The sequence below is a fragment of the Asanoa sp. NPDC049475 genome (assembly GCF_040676915.1).
GTDB lineage: Bacteria > Actinomycetota > Actinomycetes > Mycobacteriales > Micromonosporaceae > Asanoa.
In genome coordinates this window covers 71,586-85,520 of record NZ_JBFAPY010000002.1, presented here as the reverse complement: position 1 = coordinate 85,520, position 13,935 = coordinate 71,586, and the positions used below count along the sequence as shown (strand labels likewise).

16 protein-coding genes are annotated in these 13,935 nt (G+C 70.6%); 7 read left to right on the top strand and 9 right to left on the bottom strand.

What is annotated here, in order from left to right; translation table 11 throughout:
* Nucleotides 1-44 precede the first annotated feature (44 nt).
* Both AB0J88_RS06380 and AB0J88_RS06375 read left to right on the top strand, forming a co-directional pair.
* Complete coding sequence (locus AB0J88_RS06380; protein ID WP_364356708.1) at nucleotides 45-998, top strand: cation diffusion facilitator family transporter; 954 nt, start codon at nucleotides 45-47, stop codon at nucleotides 996-998.
* An 11-nt stretch (nucleotides 999-1,009) separates the two neighbouring features.
* Entirely contained in the window at nucleotides 1,010-2,092 is a 1,083-nt protein-coding gene (locus tag AB0J88_RS06375) for a DUF3866 family protein (RefSeq protein ID WP_364356469.1), read from the top strand.
* Between the two features lie 34 nt (nucleotides 2,093-2,126).
* Here AB0J88_RS06375 and AB0J88_RS06370 read toward each other — a convergent pair whose 3' ends face one another.
* From AB0J88_RS06370 to rfbA, 4 genes are all read right to left on the bottom strand, one after another.
* Nucleotides 2,127-2,306: a hypothetical protein gene (locus AB0J88_RS06370; protein ID WP_364356711.1), complete on the bottom strand. Its 180-nt coding sequence runs from the start codon at nucleotides 2,304-2,306 to the stop codon at nucleotides 2,127-2,129.
* Nucleotides 2,307-2,425: 119 nt separating this feature from the next.
* A complete protein-coding gene (gene pafA / locus AB0J88_RS06365) occupies nucleotides 2,426-3,784 on the bottom strand; it encodes a Pup--protein ligase (protein WP_364356472.1) in 1,359 nt (452 codons plus the stop codon).
* A 111-nt stretch (nucleotides 3,785-3,895) separates the two neighbouring features.
* Nucleotides 3,896-4,489, bottom strand: coding sequence for a dTDP-4-dehydrorhamnose 3,5-epimerase (gene rfbC, locus AB0J88_RS06360; RefSeq protein ID WP_364356475.1), 594 nt, complete (start codon nucleotides 4,487-4,489; stop codon nucleotides 3,896-3,898).
* Nucleotides 4,486-5,367 carry a glucose-1-phosphate thymidylyltransferase RfbA gene (gene rfbA, locus AB0J88_RS06355; RefSeq protein WP_364356478.1) on the bottom strand — a complete coding sequence of 294 codons (882 nt, stop codon included), beginning with the start codon at nucleotides 5,365-5,367 and terminating at the stop codon, nucleotides 4,486-4,488. The genes rfbC and rfbA overlap by 4 nt, the downstream gene beginning before the upstream one ends.
* Nucleotides 5,368-5,415: 48 nt before the next feature.
* On the opposite strand from rfbA, the gene rfbB reads away from it, so the two are divergent.
* The 3 genes from rfbB to AB0J88_RS06340 are packed head-to-tail and all read left to right on the top strand — an operon-like array spanning nucleotide 5,416 to nucleotide 7,905.
* Nucleotides 5,416-6,411 (top strand): dTDP-glucose 4,6-dehydratase, encoded by a 996-nt coding sequence (rfbB, locus tag AB0J88_RS06350; RefSeq protein ID WP_364356481.1) that lies wholly within the window; start codon nucleotides 5,416-5,418, stop codon nucleotides 6,409-6,411.
* Complete coding sequence (gene rfbD / locus AB0J88_RS06345) at nucleotides 6,408-7,271, top strand: dTDP-4-dehydrorhamnose reductase (RefSeq protein WP_364356714.1); 864 nt, start codon at nucleotides 6,408-6,410, stop codon at nucleotides 7,269-7,271. The genes rfbB and rfbD overlap by 4 nt, the downstream gene beginning before the upstream one ends.
* Nucleotides 7,261-7,905, top strand: coding sequence for a GNAT family N-acetyltransferase (locus tag AB0J88_RS06340; RefSeq protein WP_364356484.1), 645 nt, complete (start codon nucleotides 7,261-7,263; stop codon nucleotides 7,903-7,905). Before rfbD ends, AB0J88_RS06340 begins: the two co-directional genes overlap by 11 nt.
* Here AB0J88_RS06340 and AB0J88_RS06335 read toward each other — a convergent pair.
* Nucleotides 7,902-8,477, bottom strand: coding sequence for a redoxin domain-containing protein (locus tag AB0J88_RS06335; protein ID WP_364356487.1), 576 nt, complete (start codon nucleotides 8,475-8,477; stop codon nucleotides 7,902-7,904). The two genes, AB0J88_RS06340 and AB0J88_RS06335, sit on opposite strands and share 4 nt — an antisense overlap.
* A gap of 70 nt (nucleotides 8,478-8,547) precedes the next feature.
* On the opposite strand from AB0J88_RS06335, the gene AB0J88_RS06330 reads away from it, so the two are divergent.
* Nucleotides 8,548-8,736, top strand: coding sequence for a bleomycin resistance protein (locus AB0J88_RS06330; RefSeq protein ID WP_364356489.1), 189 nt, complete (start codon nucleotides 8,548-8,550; stop codon nucleotides 8,734-8,736).
* Nucleotides 8,737-9,460: 724 nt separating this feature from the next.
* Nucleotides 9,461-9,817, top strand: coding sequence for a nuclear transport factor 2 family protein (locus AB0J88_RS06325; RefSeq protein WP_364356491.1), 357 nt, complete (start codon nucleotides 9,461-9,463; stop codon nucleotides 9,815-9,817).
* A gap of 198 nt (nucleotides 9,818-10,015) precedes the next feature.
* Here the strand turns inward: AB0J88_RS06325 and prcA are convergent, their stop codons facing one another.
* From prcA to dop, 4 genes are all read right to left on the bottom strand, one after another.
* Nucleotides 10,016-10,858, bottom strand: coding sequence for a proteasome subunit alpha (prcA, locus tag AB0J88_RS06320; RefSeq protein ID WP_364356494.1), 843 nt, complete (start codon nucleotides 10,856-10,858; stop codon nucleotides 10,016-10,018).
* 52 nt (nucleotides 10,859-10,910) lie between these two features.
* On the bottom strand, nucleotides 10,911-11,750 hold the full coding sequence (gene prcB, locus AB0J88_RS06315; protein WP_364356497.1) for a proteasome subunit beta: 840 nt from the start codon (nucleotides 11,748-11,750) through the stop codon (nucleotides 10,911-10,913).
* Between the two features lie 160 nt (nucleotides 11,751-11,910).
* Nucleotides 11,911-12,126: a ubiquitin-like protein Pup gene (locus tag AB0J88_RS06310; protein WP_089252848.1), complete on the bottom strand. Its 216-nt coding sequence runs from the start codon at nucleotides 12,124-12,126 to the stop codon at nucleotides 11,911-11,913.
* 156 nt (nucleotides 12,127-12,282) lie between these two features.
* A complete protein-coding gene (gene dop, locus AB0J88_RS06305; protein WP_364356502.1) occupies nucleotides 12,283-13,800 on the bottom strand; it encodes a depupylase/deamidase Dop in 1,518 nt (505 codons plus the stop codon).
* Between the last annotated feature and the right edge of the window lie 135 nt (nucleotides 13,801-13,935).

Here is a 13,935-nt window from a genome sequence, read left to right as displayed (position 1 = left end):
ACGACGTGGAGCTGGACGGGGAGCCCGAGGTACGCCACGCCGCGATTCCCGACCAGGACGACGAGCCGTCCGAGTCCGTCCTCACGGTGATCATCGCCGGCCTGGCCAACCTGGCCATCGCCGCGGCCAAGTTCGTCGCGGGCCTGCTCACCGGCTCGGCCGCGCTGCTCTCGGAGGCGGCCCACTCGCTGGCCGACACGACGACCGAGGCGCTGCTGTTCACCGCCCTGCGGCGCGGCGCCAAGGACCCCGACGACCGGCACCCCTTCGGCTACGGCAAGGAGAGCTACGTCTGGGCGTTCATCGCCGCGCTGTTCACCTTCGTGGCCGGCGCCGGGTTCTCGATCTACCACGGCATCGAGACGATTCTCAACGGCGAGGACATCAGCGATTTCGCGGTCGGCTACATCGTGCTGGCCGTCTCCGCGGTCCTGGAGGGCATCTCGTTCTTCCGGGCGCTGCGCCAGGTGCGCGGCGAGGCCACCCGCTGGCGCACCTCACCGTTCCGCTTCCTGCGCGCCACCCCGGACACGGCCGTCAAGGCGGTCTTCCTGGAGGACAGCGCCGCCCTGGTCGGCCTCGCGCTGGCCGCCGCCGGCCTGGGCCTGACCGAGGCGACCGGCGACCCCGTCTGGGACGGCATCGCGTCGATCGGCATCGGCATCCTGCTGCTGTTCGTGGCGGCCACGCTGTCGGTGGCCAACGTCTCGCTGCTGGTCGGCCGGGCGGTGCCGCGCCGGCTGCACGTGCGGCTGCGCCAGGAGCTGTCCGAGGTGCCGACCGTCGACCGGGTCGACCAGCTGCTGACCATGCAGCTCGGCCCCGACGACGTGCTGGTCGCCGCCAAGGTCGACTTCGCGGACGACGCGACGGGCGCCGACATCGAGGCAGCCGCCGACGCCGCGGAACGCCGGCTGATCAGCATCTACCCCTCGATCCGGTACGTGTTCCTCGACCCGACTCGCGGCCGCGTGAGACGCGACCAGCCGGACCGGTAACCTTTCCTGCCATGGTCAGATGGCGTGCCGGTGTGGTCGCGGAGGTACGGCGCCGCTGGCGGGGCGCTGTCGAGCTGTCGGTGACGGTGGACGGCGTGGCGACCCGCGCGCTGGCCTACCCCGAGCTCGTCGGCCAGCCGGAGCCCGGCGACCGGGTCCTGCTCAACGTCAACGCCCAGCTCATGGGCCTAGGCACCGGCGGCTACGCGCTGGTCGTCGCGCTGCCTGACCGGCTGCCGCCGGACCCGCCCGGCGCCGGCACCGACCGCGACGGCGGCCACGTGGTCAAGGCCCGCTACACGCCGTTGCAGGCGATCGTGCGGGGCGTCGAGGAGCCGTCGTCGCCCCACCACGCGGCGATCGCGGCCGCCGACACCCTCGCGGGCATGCCCGTGGTCACCGCCGACCTGCACTCGGCGCTGCCGGCGGTCGTCGCCGGCATCCACGCCGACCGGCCGGACGCCCGGATCGCCTACGTGATGACCGACGGCGGTGCGCTGCCGGCCTGGTTCTCCCGCACGCTCGACGGGCTGCGGGACCGGCTCGTCGGCACCATCACCGTCGGCCAGGCGTTCGGCGGCGATCTTGAGGCGGTCACCACGCACAGCGGGCTGCTCGCGGCCCGCTACGCGCTCGGCGCGGACGTCGCGGTGGTCGCGCAGGGGCCGGGCAACCTGGGGGCGGGGCTGCCCTGGGCGTTCTCCGGTGTCGCGGTCGGCGAGGCGGTCAACGCCGCAGGCGCGCTCGGCGGGCAGGCGGTCGGGGCACTGCGGATCTCCGACGCGGACGCCCGGGAACGGCACCAGGGGATCTCGCACCACAGCCTGACCGCGTACGGGCGGGTCGCGCTCGTGCCCTGCGACCTGCCACTGCCGGACGGCCTCGACGCGCCGCTGGCCGCCCGGGTGGAGAAGCAGATCGCGGACCTGTCCGTGCGGCACCGGATCGTCCGGGTGCCCACTGACGGGCTGGACGCGGCGCTGCGGGCGTCACCGGTGCCGCTGTCGACCATGGGTCGCGGCCTGGATGCCGACTACGGCTATTTCCTGACGGCGGCGGCCGCCGGACGGCACGCGGCCGCGTTGGCTTCCTGAACCCGCGGCCTCGCGGCCCGCGGTAGGTACGGCGCTAGCCGTTCAGGAACACAAGAAGCAGCCAGCCGGTGATCAGCGCGACCAGCAGCGCCGCCATCACCCAGGTCGGCACCTTGTAGTCGCCGCGCCGGTTGCGCTCGATCTCGTCGCGCACCTTCTGCTGGCGCTTCTGGAGCCAACCCTGCCGGATCACCTCGGGCCGGGTCTCGGGCATGGACAGGCGGGGCGTGCCGGTCTCGGGGACCTCGGGCTCGCGCCGCGAGGTGCCCTCGTCGCGGTGCATCGAAGCGCTGTCGGGGAGCGTCATGGTGCCCCAGAGCGTACCCGGATGCGTCACATGCTGGCGATCAGCCGTTCCACCCGCTCGTCGTAGGCGCGGAACGGGTCCTTGCACAGGACCGTGCGCTGTGCCTGGTCGTTGAGCTTGAGGTGCACCCAGTCGACGGTGAAGTCGCGCCGCTTCTCCTGGGCGTGCCGGATGAACTCGCCGCGCAGGCGCGCCCGGGTGGTCTGCGGCGGGGTCTCCTTGGCCTCGAAGATCTCCAGGTCGGTGGCGACCCGGTCGACCTGGCCGCGCTTCTCCATGAGCCCGTAGAGGCCACGGCCGCGCCGCAGGTCGTGGTAGGCGAGGTCCATCTGGGCGATCCGGGGGTGGGACAGGGGGAGGTCGAACTTGTCCTGGTAGCGCTCGATCAGCCGGAGCTTGGTGACCCAGTCGATCTCGCGGGACACCGGCTCCAGGTTGTTGGTCTCGATCGCCCGCAGCACCCGGCCCCAGAGCTCCACGACCCGCTTGGCGGTCTGGTCGCCGCCCCGGCGCTCGACGAACTCGGTCGCCTTGGCCAGGTATTCCTGCTGGATCTCGAGGCCGCTGATCTCCTTGTTGTTGGCGAGGCGAACCTTGCGCCGGCCGGTCACGTCGTGCGAGACCTCGCGGATCGCCCGGATCGGGTTCTCCAGCGAGAGGTCGCGCATGACCACGCCGGCCTCGATCATCCGCAGCACGATGTCGGCCGAGCCGACCTTGAGCAGCGTGGTGACCTCGTTCATGTTGCTGTCGCCGACGATCACGTGGAGGCGGCGGTAGCGCTCGGCGTCGGCGTGCGGCTCGTCGCGGGTGTTGATGATCGGCCGGGACCGGGTGGTCGCCGAGGAGACGCCCTCCCAGATGTGCTCGGCGCGCTGCGACAGGCAGTAGACGGCGCCGCGCGGGGTCTGGAGCACCTTGCCGGCGCCGCAGATGAGCTGCCGCGTGACCAGGAACGGGATCAGCACGTCGGCCAGGCGGCCGAACTCGCCGTGCCGGGAGACCAGGTAGTTCTCGTGGCAGCCGTACGAGTTGCCGGCCGAGTCGGTGTTGTTCTTGAACAGGTAGATCTCGCCCGCGATGCCCTCGTCGTGCAGGCGCTTCTCGGCGTCGACCAGCAGGCCCTCGAGGATCCGCTCGCCGGCCCGGTCGTGGGCGACCAGGTCGGCGACGTTGTCGCACTCGGGGGTGGCGTATTCGGGGTGGGATCCGACGTCGAGGTAGAGACGGGCGCCGTTGCGAAGGAAGACGTTGCTCGACCGACCCCAGGACACGACCCGCCGGAACAGGTAGCGGGCTACCTCGTCCGGCGACAGCCGACGCTGGCCGCGGTAGGTGCAGGTGACGCCGTATTCCGTTTCGAGCCCGAAGATTCGCCGCTCCATAGCAAGACACTAGCCGGGAAATCCCGTCGGTGGTCAGTGCCGCGACGCGCCGTCATCGCTTCGATGGCGGAAAACATTCACGGGGTACGTTCGACGCCCGGTTCGTCTGGTTTATCGCAGGCTCTGGACGTACTCCCGGCAGGCCTGGTAGTCCGGCAGCAGACCGGACGCCTTCGCCTCCGCCAACGACGGGCCGGCCTCGTCGCGGGCCGACAGGATCGGGGCGTCGCTCGGCCACTCGATGCCCAGGTCCGGGTCGAGCGGGTGGATGGTGTGCTCCCCCGCCGGGTTGTAGCCCGTCGAGCAGAGGTAGGTCAGGGTCGCGTCGTCGGTCAGGGCGCAGAAGCCGTGCCCGAGCCCCTCGGCGAGGTAGACGGCCCGGCGGTCGACGTCGTCGAGCCGGACGGCCTCCCAGCGGCCGAACGTCGGCGAGCCGACCCGGATGTCGACGATCATGTCGACGACGGCGCCCCGTACGCAGGTGACCCACTTGGCCTGGCCCGGCGGGACGTCGGCGAAGTGGATGCCCCGGACCACGCCCCGGGACGAGACGGACATGTTGGCCTGGGCGAGGGTGAAGGGGTGGCCGGTGGCGGCCGTGAAGGTCTCCGCCTTGAACCACTCCAGGAACAGCCCGCGCGGGTCGCCGTGCTGCTGCGGGGTTACCTCGAAGGCACCCTCGATGCCCAGCTCACGGATCTTCATGCGGTGACCTCGTCCTTCTCCGCCAGGAGGCCCAACAGGTAGTCACCGTAGCCGCTCTTGGTCAGCGGGCCGGCCAGCTCGCGCAGCGCGGCGTCGTCGATCAGCCCGGCGCGCCAGGCCACCTCCTCGACACAGCCGATCTTGAGGCCCTGGCGCTCCTCGATCACGCGTACGTAGTCGGCGGCCTGCATCATCGACGTGAACGTGCCGGTGTCGAGCCAGGCGGTGCCCCGGTCCAGCACGGTGACGGTCAGCTCGCCCCACTCGCGGTAGGCCTCGTTGACCGCGGTGATCTCCAGCTCGCCGCGGTCGCTCGGCTTGAGCCCCTTGGCGATCTCCACGACCCGGTTGTCGTAGAAGTAGAGGCCGGGTACGGCGTACCGCGACTTGGGCTTGACGGGCTTCTCCTCGATCGAGAGGACCTTGCCGTCGGCGTCGAACTCGACCACGCCGTACTCCCGCGGGTTGGCCACCGGGTAGGCGAAGACCCGGCCGCCGACCAGCGGACCGGCCTCGCCGAGCTGCCGACCCAGGCCGACGCCGTGGAAGATGTTGTCGCCGAGGATCAGCGCGACCGAGTCGTCACCGATGAACTCCTCGCCGAGCAGGAACGCCTGCGCGATGCCCTCCGGCCGCGGCTGCGCCTTATATTCGATCTTGAGACCGAACTGGCTGCCGTCGCCGAGCAGGCCGCGGAACTGCGCCTGGTCGTCCGGCGTGGTGATGATCAGGATTTCGTCGATGCCCGCCATCACCAGCGTGGACAGCGGGTAGTAGATCATCGGCTTGTCGAAGATCGGCATCAGCTGCTTCGAGACGGCCATCGTGATCGGCCAGAGCCGCGATCCGGTGCCGCCCGCCAGAAGAATCCCTCGCACGGCGGCCACCCTACTGGGTGGGGTCCCGTCGCGTAGACTCCGGAACCCGTGAGGATCCTCGTGACCGGCGGAGCCGGGTTCATCGGTTCGGAGTACGTCCGCATGCTGCTGACCCCGGGCTCGGGGCCGGACCTGGCCCCCAGCGCGGTGACGGTGCTCGACAAGCTCACCTACTCGGGCAACCGGGCCAATCTCGCGCCGGTGGCTTCCGACCCGCGGCTGCGTTTCGTCGAAGGCGACATCTGCGACGCGACGTTGGTCGACTCGGTGGTGCCCGACCACGACGTGATCGTGCACTTCGCGGCCGAGTCGCACGTGGACCGCTCCATCTCCGGCGCCAGCGTCTTCGTGACGACCAACGTGCTGGGGACGCAGACGCTGCTCGACGCCGCGCTGCGGCACGGCACCGGGCGGTTCGTGCACGTCTCGACCGACGAGGTGTACGGGTCGATCTCCGAGGGCTCGTGGACCGAGGACTGGCCGCTGGCGCCGAACTCGCCGTACTCGGCCTCCAAGGCCGGCTCTGATCTGCTCGCGCTGGCCTACCACCGCACCCACGGCATGGACGTGGTGGTCACCCGCTGCTCGAACAACTACGGGCACTACCAGTTCCCGGAGAAGGTCATCCCGCTGTTCGTGACCAACCTGCTCGACGGCGGCACGGTGCCCTTGTACGGCGACGGCGGCAACATCCGCGACTGGCTGCACGTGCACGACCACTGCGTCGGCATCGCGCTCGTGCAGGACAAGGGGCGGGCCGGCGAGGTCTACCACATCGGCGGCGGCACGGAGCTCACCAACAAGGAGCTGACCGGGCGGCTGCTCGACGCGTGCGGCGCGTCGTGGGACCAGGTGGTGCCGGTGGCGGACCGCAAGGGGCACGACCGGCGCTACTCGCTGTCGATCGCCAAGATCCAGGACGAGCTCGGGTACGCGCCGAGCGTCGACCTCGACCGTGGGCTCGCGGAGACCGTGGCCTGGTACAAGGAGAACCGCTCGTGGTGGGAGCCGTTGAAGGCGGCCTCCGCGGCTTCAGCCCGATGAAGGTGCTGGTGACCGGCGCCGGCGGAATGCTGGGGTCGGACCTGGTGGCGGTGCTGGCCGCTTCCCCCTCGTTCACGGTGACAGCCGCGCGGCGGGCGGATCTCGACCTGCTCTCCCCTTCCTCGGTGGCGGCGGCGGTGCCGGGGCACGACGTGGTGATCAACGCGGCGGCCTGGACCGACGTCGACGGCGCCGAGAGCGCCGAGGACGAGGCGACGGCGCTGAACGGCGGGGCCGTTGCGACGCTGGCCTCGGTCTGCGCGTCTTCCGGAGCGCGGTTGATCCAGGTGTCGACCGACTACGTGCTGTCCGGCACGGCGACGTCGCCCTACCCGGAGTCGGCTCCGGTGGCACCGGTCAACGCCTACGGGCGCAGCAAGCTGGTCGGCGAGCAGGCGGTGCTGTCGCTGCTGCCGTCGTCGGGCTACGTGGTGCGCACGGCGTGGCTCTACGGGGCGCACGGGCGCAACTTCGCGGCCACGATGCTGCGGCTGGCGGCGTCGCGGGACACGGTCGACGTCGTCGACGACCAGTGGGGCCAGCCGACGTGGTCGCTGGAGCTGGCCCGCCAGCTGGTCGCGCTGGCCTCGACACCGTCCGCGCCCGCCGGGATCTACCACGGCACGGCCGCCGGTGCGACGACGTGGCACGGGTTCGCCCAGGCGGTGTTCTCGCTGAGCGGGCTGGACCCGGCACGGGTGCGGCCTACCACCTCGGCGGCGTTCGTGCGGCCCGCGGTGCGGCCCGCCTACAGCGTGCTGGGTAATGATCGATGGGCTGCTGCCGGGCTGTCGCCGATGGCGGACTGGCGCACGTCGCTGGCCGAGGCGGTCTCGACCGGTGCGGTCCGTGCTGGCTGACTACTGGCCGCCCGCCGGGCTGCGGGTGCGGGTCGGCTCGGTCGAGCTGCGGCCGCCGTCGGAGGCCGACCTGGGCCTGCTGGCGGCTGTCGCTTTCGAGGGCATGCAGAAGCCGGGCACGCGTACGTTCCTGACGCCGTGGACGGACCTGCCGCCCGCGGACCGGGCGCGGCACGTGGTGCAGAGCGTGTGGTCGGGCCAGGGCGAGTGGACACCCTCGGACTGGTCGCTGCATCTGGGTGTGTTCGTCGACGGGGTCGCGGTCGGCATGCAGGGGCTGAGCGGGACGTCGTTCGGGCTGCTGCGCGAGGTCCGCACGTGGTCGTGGCTCGGCCTGGCCCACCAGGGCGCCGGCCTGGGCACCACGATGCGGCAGGCGGTGCTGCACCTGGCTTTCGAGGGGCTCGGGGCGCGCTACGCGTCGACGGCGTCGTTCGTCGACAACCCGGCTCCGCTGCGGGTGTCGCGGAAGCTGGGCTACGAGGACGACGGCATCACCCGCGACCTGCTGCACGGCGAGGTGGTCGTGTCGCAGCGGCTGAGGTTGTCGCGGGAACGGTGGGCTTCGCTTCCCCGGCCCGCGGTGACCGTCACCGGCCTGTCGCCGGAGTGTCTTGAGCTGTTCGGCGCTTAGGCCGCCTTCTTGTCGTACCCGTGGAAGGGCGACCGGTCGCCCTTGTCCCAGGCCTCCCGCAACCCTGGCGTGCTGAGGTCCCAGTCGGGGCGGACCTCCGCGGAGGCGGCGCGCAGATCGCGCCACAGCTCGTCGGTGGAAGGCCGCCCCCAGAACCAGTAGCCGTTGTAGACACTGTGGACGATCAGCCCCGGCTTGAGCACCAAGGTGTGCGGAATCATCGGGTCGTTCTCGGGGTCGGTGTATTCCTTGATGTCGAGATCCCGCTGCACAGTCCGGTCCACATCGGACAGGAAGGTCCACTGCGCTCCCACCGACAGCCGAAACTCCTGAATCCTGTGGTGGTCGTCGGTAGCGATGGTCACCATCCGCGTATAGGCGACCGCAACCTTCGACTGGAACGCGGCCAGGTCGAGATGCTGCTGGTGCTCCTTGGGACAGTAGTGACCACGAGCGAGCGTGAGAATCATCGGATCGTCGCCCTGAAGCTCGCTGAGCGAACGCACCGTGCCGGTGTGATCAGGCAAGGCGTAATCCGGAAACACGCCGCCGGCGATGATGTCGCTGCGCATACGGGTTGACCCCCTTCACGGATGGCGGTCCTTCCACGGTACGCAGCCGCGCGTAGGGGACCATGGAGCGATGGATGTCACCACGTTGACCGGTCTGCTGCGCGAGGCCGAGGAACACCACGGGACCTACGAGGCCACCGCGCCGAAGCATCACTGGTCGGACTGGTACGCGGCATACATCGCGTCCCGCCAGGACGGCCGTACGCCGGACCAGGCGGTCGTTGAGGCGGGCCGACACATGGAGGCCGTTCTGGGCTGACTCCCGCCGGGCGTGGTGGCTGGCGCCTCGGCCGGCGAAGCCGCCGCTGTAGTCGTGCGGGTTGGCGCCCGTGTGCCGGCCAAACCTCCGTCGCGGCGCGATCCGCCAGGCATGGGCGGCTGGCGCCCTCGCAGCCTGGCCCGCCGCCACGGCAGAGCGCACCCTATGGGCGTGCTGCCTCGCGTCGGCCACCACGCCGTGGATCCGCTGGCACCGCCAGCCGCCGCCAGGATCACCCCTAGACGCGCCCGTGGGCGTGCTCGCGGCGCTCCGAATCGACCAACCGCCATAGAGCGACGAACCAGCCTGGCACCCCCTAAGCAGGCGTTGGTGGCTAGCGCAGGCTTGCCCCGGCGGCCGCAAGGCACAGCCGTGCGCGCGTCCCGGAGCGGCTGCGCTGAGGTCACCAAGCCGAGCCCAGGCCGGGCCCTGGCGCTCCAAAGCGTGGGTGGCACGACCAGGGTCGCCAAGCCCCGCCCGCGCCGCACGAATGTCTCTGGCAGGCCTTGGCGGTTCGCGGATCTGGGAGGGCCGTTCGCGCGCTTCGCGGCGCTCCGTGCTCTCGGGTTGATCCGAATCGCACCGGGCTGCGGCGTCACACCCTCCAGGGCGTCCTAGGATGATGGTTCTCTTCTCGTCGAATCCGCCGACGGCGGGTGGGCGGCCGGTCGAGGATCAGGGCTAGTGGGCGACCGGGGGGTCGCCCCTGTCGAAGGAGTACCTGATGGCGACGATCGAAGACCTGATGAAGGCGAACCTGCTGTCGGTCTTCAACGAACGCGACGGAGAACGACGGCGGGAGGCCATCGCGCGGACCTACGTCGCGGACGTGCGGTTCACCGACCCCGAGGAGACGGTCGTAGGCCACGAGGCGCTGGACGCCAAGGCCGAGCGGCTCCTCGCCGAGTCGCCGGAGTTCGCCTTCACCCCTGAGGGCTCCATCCACGTGGTCGACGACCTGGGCTACCTGGCGTGGAGCTTCGGCCCCCTGGGCAAGCCACCGGTCGTGCGCGGGGCCGACATCGCCTTGGTCAACAACGGCTTGATCACCCGCGTCTACACGCTCCTCCTGGCCGGCTGACACCCCGCAACGGCCGGCCACACATCCCGTGAGGCGTCCTAGGACGAAGCGGTTGCCCTCAGTCCCGCCGGGACTGCGCGGTGGGTCGGCTTGCGCCGACGCCGACCTCAGCCGGCCGAAGACCCCGCCCCACGAAGCCGTCAGCCCCGCTCCCCTGACGAAGGGGTGCGGGGCTGACTTGCGCTGAGTGCGGTCCGGTTACTCCAGGTCGGCCGAGCCGGCCGACGACGTCGGCTTGTCGGAGCCGGACGCCGGCGGCTTGGCGCCTTCCTTGCTCTCCGCGGCCTTGTCCTCGGCCGCGTCAGCGCCGTTGGCCGACGGCTTCGCGGCGGCGGCGGCACCGTTGCCGTTGAGGAGGTCGGTCAGGACCTTGCCCGTGAGGCGGCGGAACGTGCGGCCGCGGCGGGCGCGGTCGAGGATGGCTACCTCGAGTTGGTTCGGGGCGATCGTGCGGGCGGCGCCGCCTTCGCCTCCGACGCTGCTCAGGGCCTTGAGCGCCAGCTTGACCGCGTCGGCCAGGGACATGTCGCTCTTGTGGGCGCCCTTGAGGACGTTGGCGATCGCCTCGGCCTGGCCGCCCATCGCCATGAAGCCCGGCTCGTCGTTGACCGAGCCGTCGTAGGCCAGGCGGTAGATCTGGTCGTCGGCCGGCGTGGCTCCGACCTCGGCCACGCAGATCTCGACCTCGAACGGCTTCTGCTGGTCGCTGAATATCGCTCCCAGGGTCTGCGCATAGGCGTTGGCCAGCGCCAGGCCGGTGACGTCGCGGCGGTCGTAGGAGAGGCCGTTCAGGTCCGCCATGCGGACGCCCGCGCGCCGCAGGTTCTCGAACTCGTTGTAGCGGCCCACCGCGGCGAAGCCGATGCGGTCGTAGATCTCGCTGATCTTGTGCAGCGAGCTCGACAGGTTCTCGGCCACGAAGAGCACGCCGCCGGTGTAGGTCAGCGTCACCGCGCTGCGGCCGCGGGAGATGCCCTTGCGGGCCAGCTCCGAGCGGTCCCGCATGATCTGGTCGATGTTGGTGTAGAACTGCATCGCCACGGCGGCGGCTCCTAGCGGTGGTCGAGGTCGGACAACGAAGCAACCAGCATGATCAGCCGCCCGGGTTCTCCATGCGGGCCGACACCACCGCGTTGGCGATGGCCGCGGTCTCCTCGTCGGTCAGCCGGTGGGTGCCTTCGGCCGTCGCGGTCATCACGACCGGGAAGATGCGGCGGGTCAGGTCGGGGCCGCCGGTGGCGGTGTCGTCGTCGGCCGCGTCGTAGAGGGCCTCGACCGCGAGCCGGGTCGCCTCCTCGATCGACAGACCGGCGCGGAAGCGCTTCTTGAGGGCCGCGTTGGCGAAGATCGAGCCGGAGCCGATCGCGTCGTAGCCGCGCTCCTCGTAGGGGCCGCCGGTCACGTCGTAGCTGAAGATGCGGCCGGCGCGGGCCGGGTCGTTGGCCGACAGGTCGTAGCCCGCGAACAGCGGCACCACCGCCAGGCCCTGCATCGCGGCGCCCAGGTTGCCCCGGATCATCGCGGCGAGCCGGTTGGCCTTGCCGTCGAGCGAGAGCATCGCGCCCTCGATCTTCTCGTAGTGCTCGAGCTCGACCTGGAACAGCCGCATCAGCTCGATGCCGACACCGGCGGTGCCGGCGATGCCCACCAGCGAGTATTCGTCAGCCGGGTGGACCTTCTCGATGTCGCGGCTGGCGATCATGTTGCCCATCGTCGCGCGCCGGTCGCCGGCCATGATCACGCCGTCGGCGGCCGTGATGGCCACGATCGTGGTGGCGTGCGGAGCGAGCGAGGCCGCGGAGCCCGGGGGAAGCGGACGGCGGCCGGGCAGCAGCTCGGGCGCCGCCTGGCTCAGGAACTGCGTGAACGACGAGGTGCCCGCGTTGGTGAACACGTCGGGTAGGCGCCCGGAAGGATCGAATCCCGCTGCCACGTGGTCCCTTTCAGATGTAGAGCGCCGCGATCGAGCGGCGCTGGAGCAGACTATCTTGGGCGCGACGCAGACGCGACGATGCGCGCCCACACGCCCCGGACCGCAATGGTTGCGGCGCCGCGGGACACACCCGCCGCGCCGCACCAAACCGGACTAAAGCCTACTGGCCGCCCTTTTGGACGTACCCCCTCACGAACTCCTCGGCGTTCTCTTCGAGAACCGAGTCGATCTCGTCAAGTAGGTCGTCGACGTCTTCGGTGATCTCCTGTTGCCGTTCGGCCACCTCGGGGTTGGCCTCGGTGGTGACGTCCTCGATCTCCTCGTCGCGGCGGGCCTTGCCCGACTGCGACTGGCCGCCGCTGTCCCGAGTTGCCATGCGTGCCCTCCCTCAACAGGCCTCAACTGTGCCCTGCGAAAAACCTACCTCGCCGGTACGACAATCTGGCCCGCCGCGCGTGATGTTTCGCGGACGGTTCAGGGACAATGCCAGACTCCGATGGCGTACGCACGGCGACGCGCCCAAGCACATAGATCACCCGCCGGTGATCGCCTCGAGCAGGTCCTTGGCGCTCGGGCAGCGGTCGAACAGGGCGCCCACGTGCTTGCGAGTGCCGCGCTCGGGCTCCATCATGGGCACCCGCACCAGCGACTCACGCCCGACGTCGAAGATGACCGAGTCCCAGGACGCGGCGACCACCTCGGACGGATACTGCGCGAGGCACCGGCCGCGGAAGTACGCGCGGGTGTCCTCGGGCGGCTCCACCATGGCCGTACGCGTCTCCTCGTCGGTCAGCAGCGTCTGCATCGCGCCGCGGGCGACCAACCGGTGGTAGAGGCCCTTCTCCGGCCGCACGTCGCTGTACTGCAGGTCGATCAGCTGCAGCTTCGGCGACGCCCACTGCAGGTTCTCGCGATCGCGGTAGCCCTCCAGCAGCCGCAGCTTGGCCACCCAGTCGAGCTCGTCCTGTGCGGACATCGGGTCGCGGCCGAGCTTGTCGAGGATGCCCTCCCAGCGCTCGAGCACCTGCGCGGTGTCGGCGTCGACGTCGGTGCCGTAGCGGTCGTCGACGAACTGCTTGGCCCGCTCGAAGTACGCCCACTGCAGGTCGAGCGCGGTCAGCCGGCGTCCGTCGCGCAGCCGCATGCGGTGGGTCAGCGTCGTGTCGTGGCTGACCGCCTTGAGCTCGGCCACCGGGTCGGCGATGCCGAGGTCGGGCGTGAGCACCTTCTCCTCGATCATCGTGAGGACCAGGGACGTGGTGCCCACCTTGAGGAACGTGGAGATCTCCGACAGGTTGGCGTCGCCGATGATCACGTGCAGGCGGCGGTACTTGTCGGCGTCGGAGTGCGGCTCGTCGCGGGTGTTGATGATCGGGCGCTTCAGCGTGGTCTCCAGCCCGACCTCGACCTCGAAGAAGTCGGCGCGCTGGGTGAGCTGGTAGCCCGGCTGCGACCCGTCCTGCCCGATGCCGACACGACCGGCGCCGGTGAACACCTGGCGGGTCACGAAGAACGGGGTCAGATAGGCGACGATGTCGGCGAACGGGGTCTGCCGCCGCATCAGGTAGTTCTCGTGGGCGCCGTAGCTCGCACCCTTGTTGTCGGTGTTGTGCTTGTAGAGGTGGATCGGGTGCGTGCCCGGGATGGTCGCGGCCCGCCGCGACGCCTCGGCCATCACACGCTCGCCCGCCTTGTCCCAACGGACCAGGTCCATCGGGTTGGTCACCTCGGGCGTCGAGTATTCGGGGTGGGCGTGGTCGACGTACAACCGGGCGCCGTTGGTCAGAATGACGTTGGCCAGCCCGAGGTCTTCGTCGGCGAGCGCCTCCGCGGGATCGTAGGCGGCGCCGGAGTAGGTGAAGCCCCGCGCGTCCCGCAGCGGCGACTCCTCCTCGTAGTCCCAGCGCGCCCGCCCGCCGCGAGTCAGCTCAGGTCGCGCGCCGTAGGCATTGACGACCTGCGACGACGTCACCATCGGGTTGGCTCCGGCCTGGCCCGGCACCGAGATCCCGTATTCGACTTCGGTGCCCATGATTCGCCGTACCGTCACGTCGCCACCTCGTTCCGCTGCCCCATGACGTCAAAGCGTAGTCCGACCAGACCCCCGCCCGCCCCCGGGCCGCGTGCGAATCTCCGGCATCAGCGCATGACAATCGCCGTGACAGACCCTCAGGCCCCACGCGCC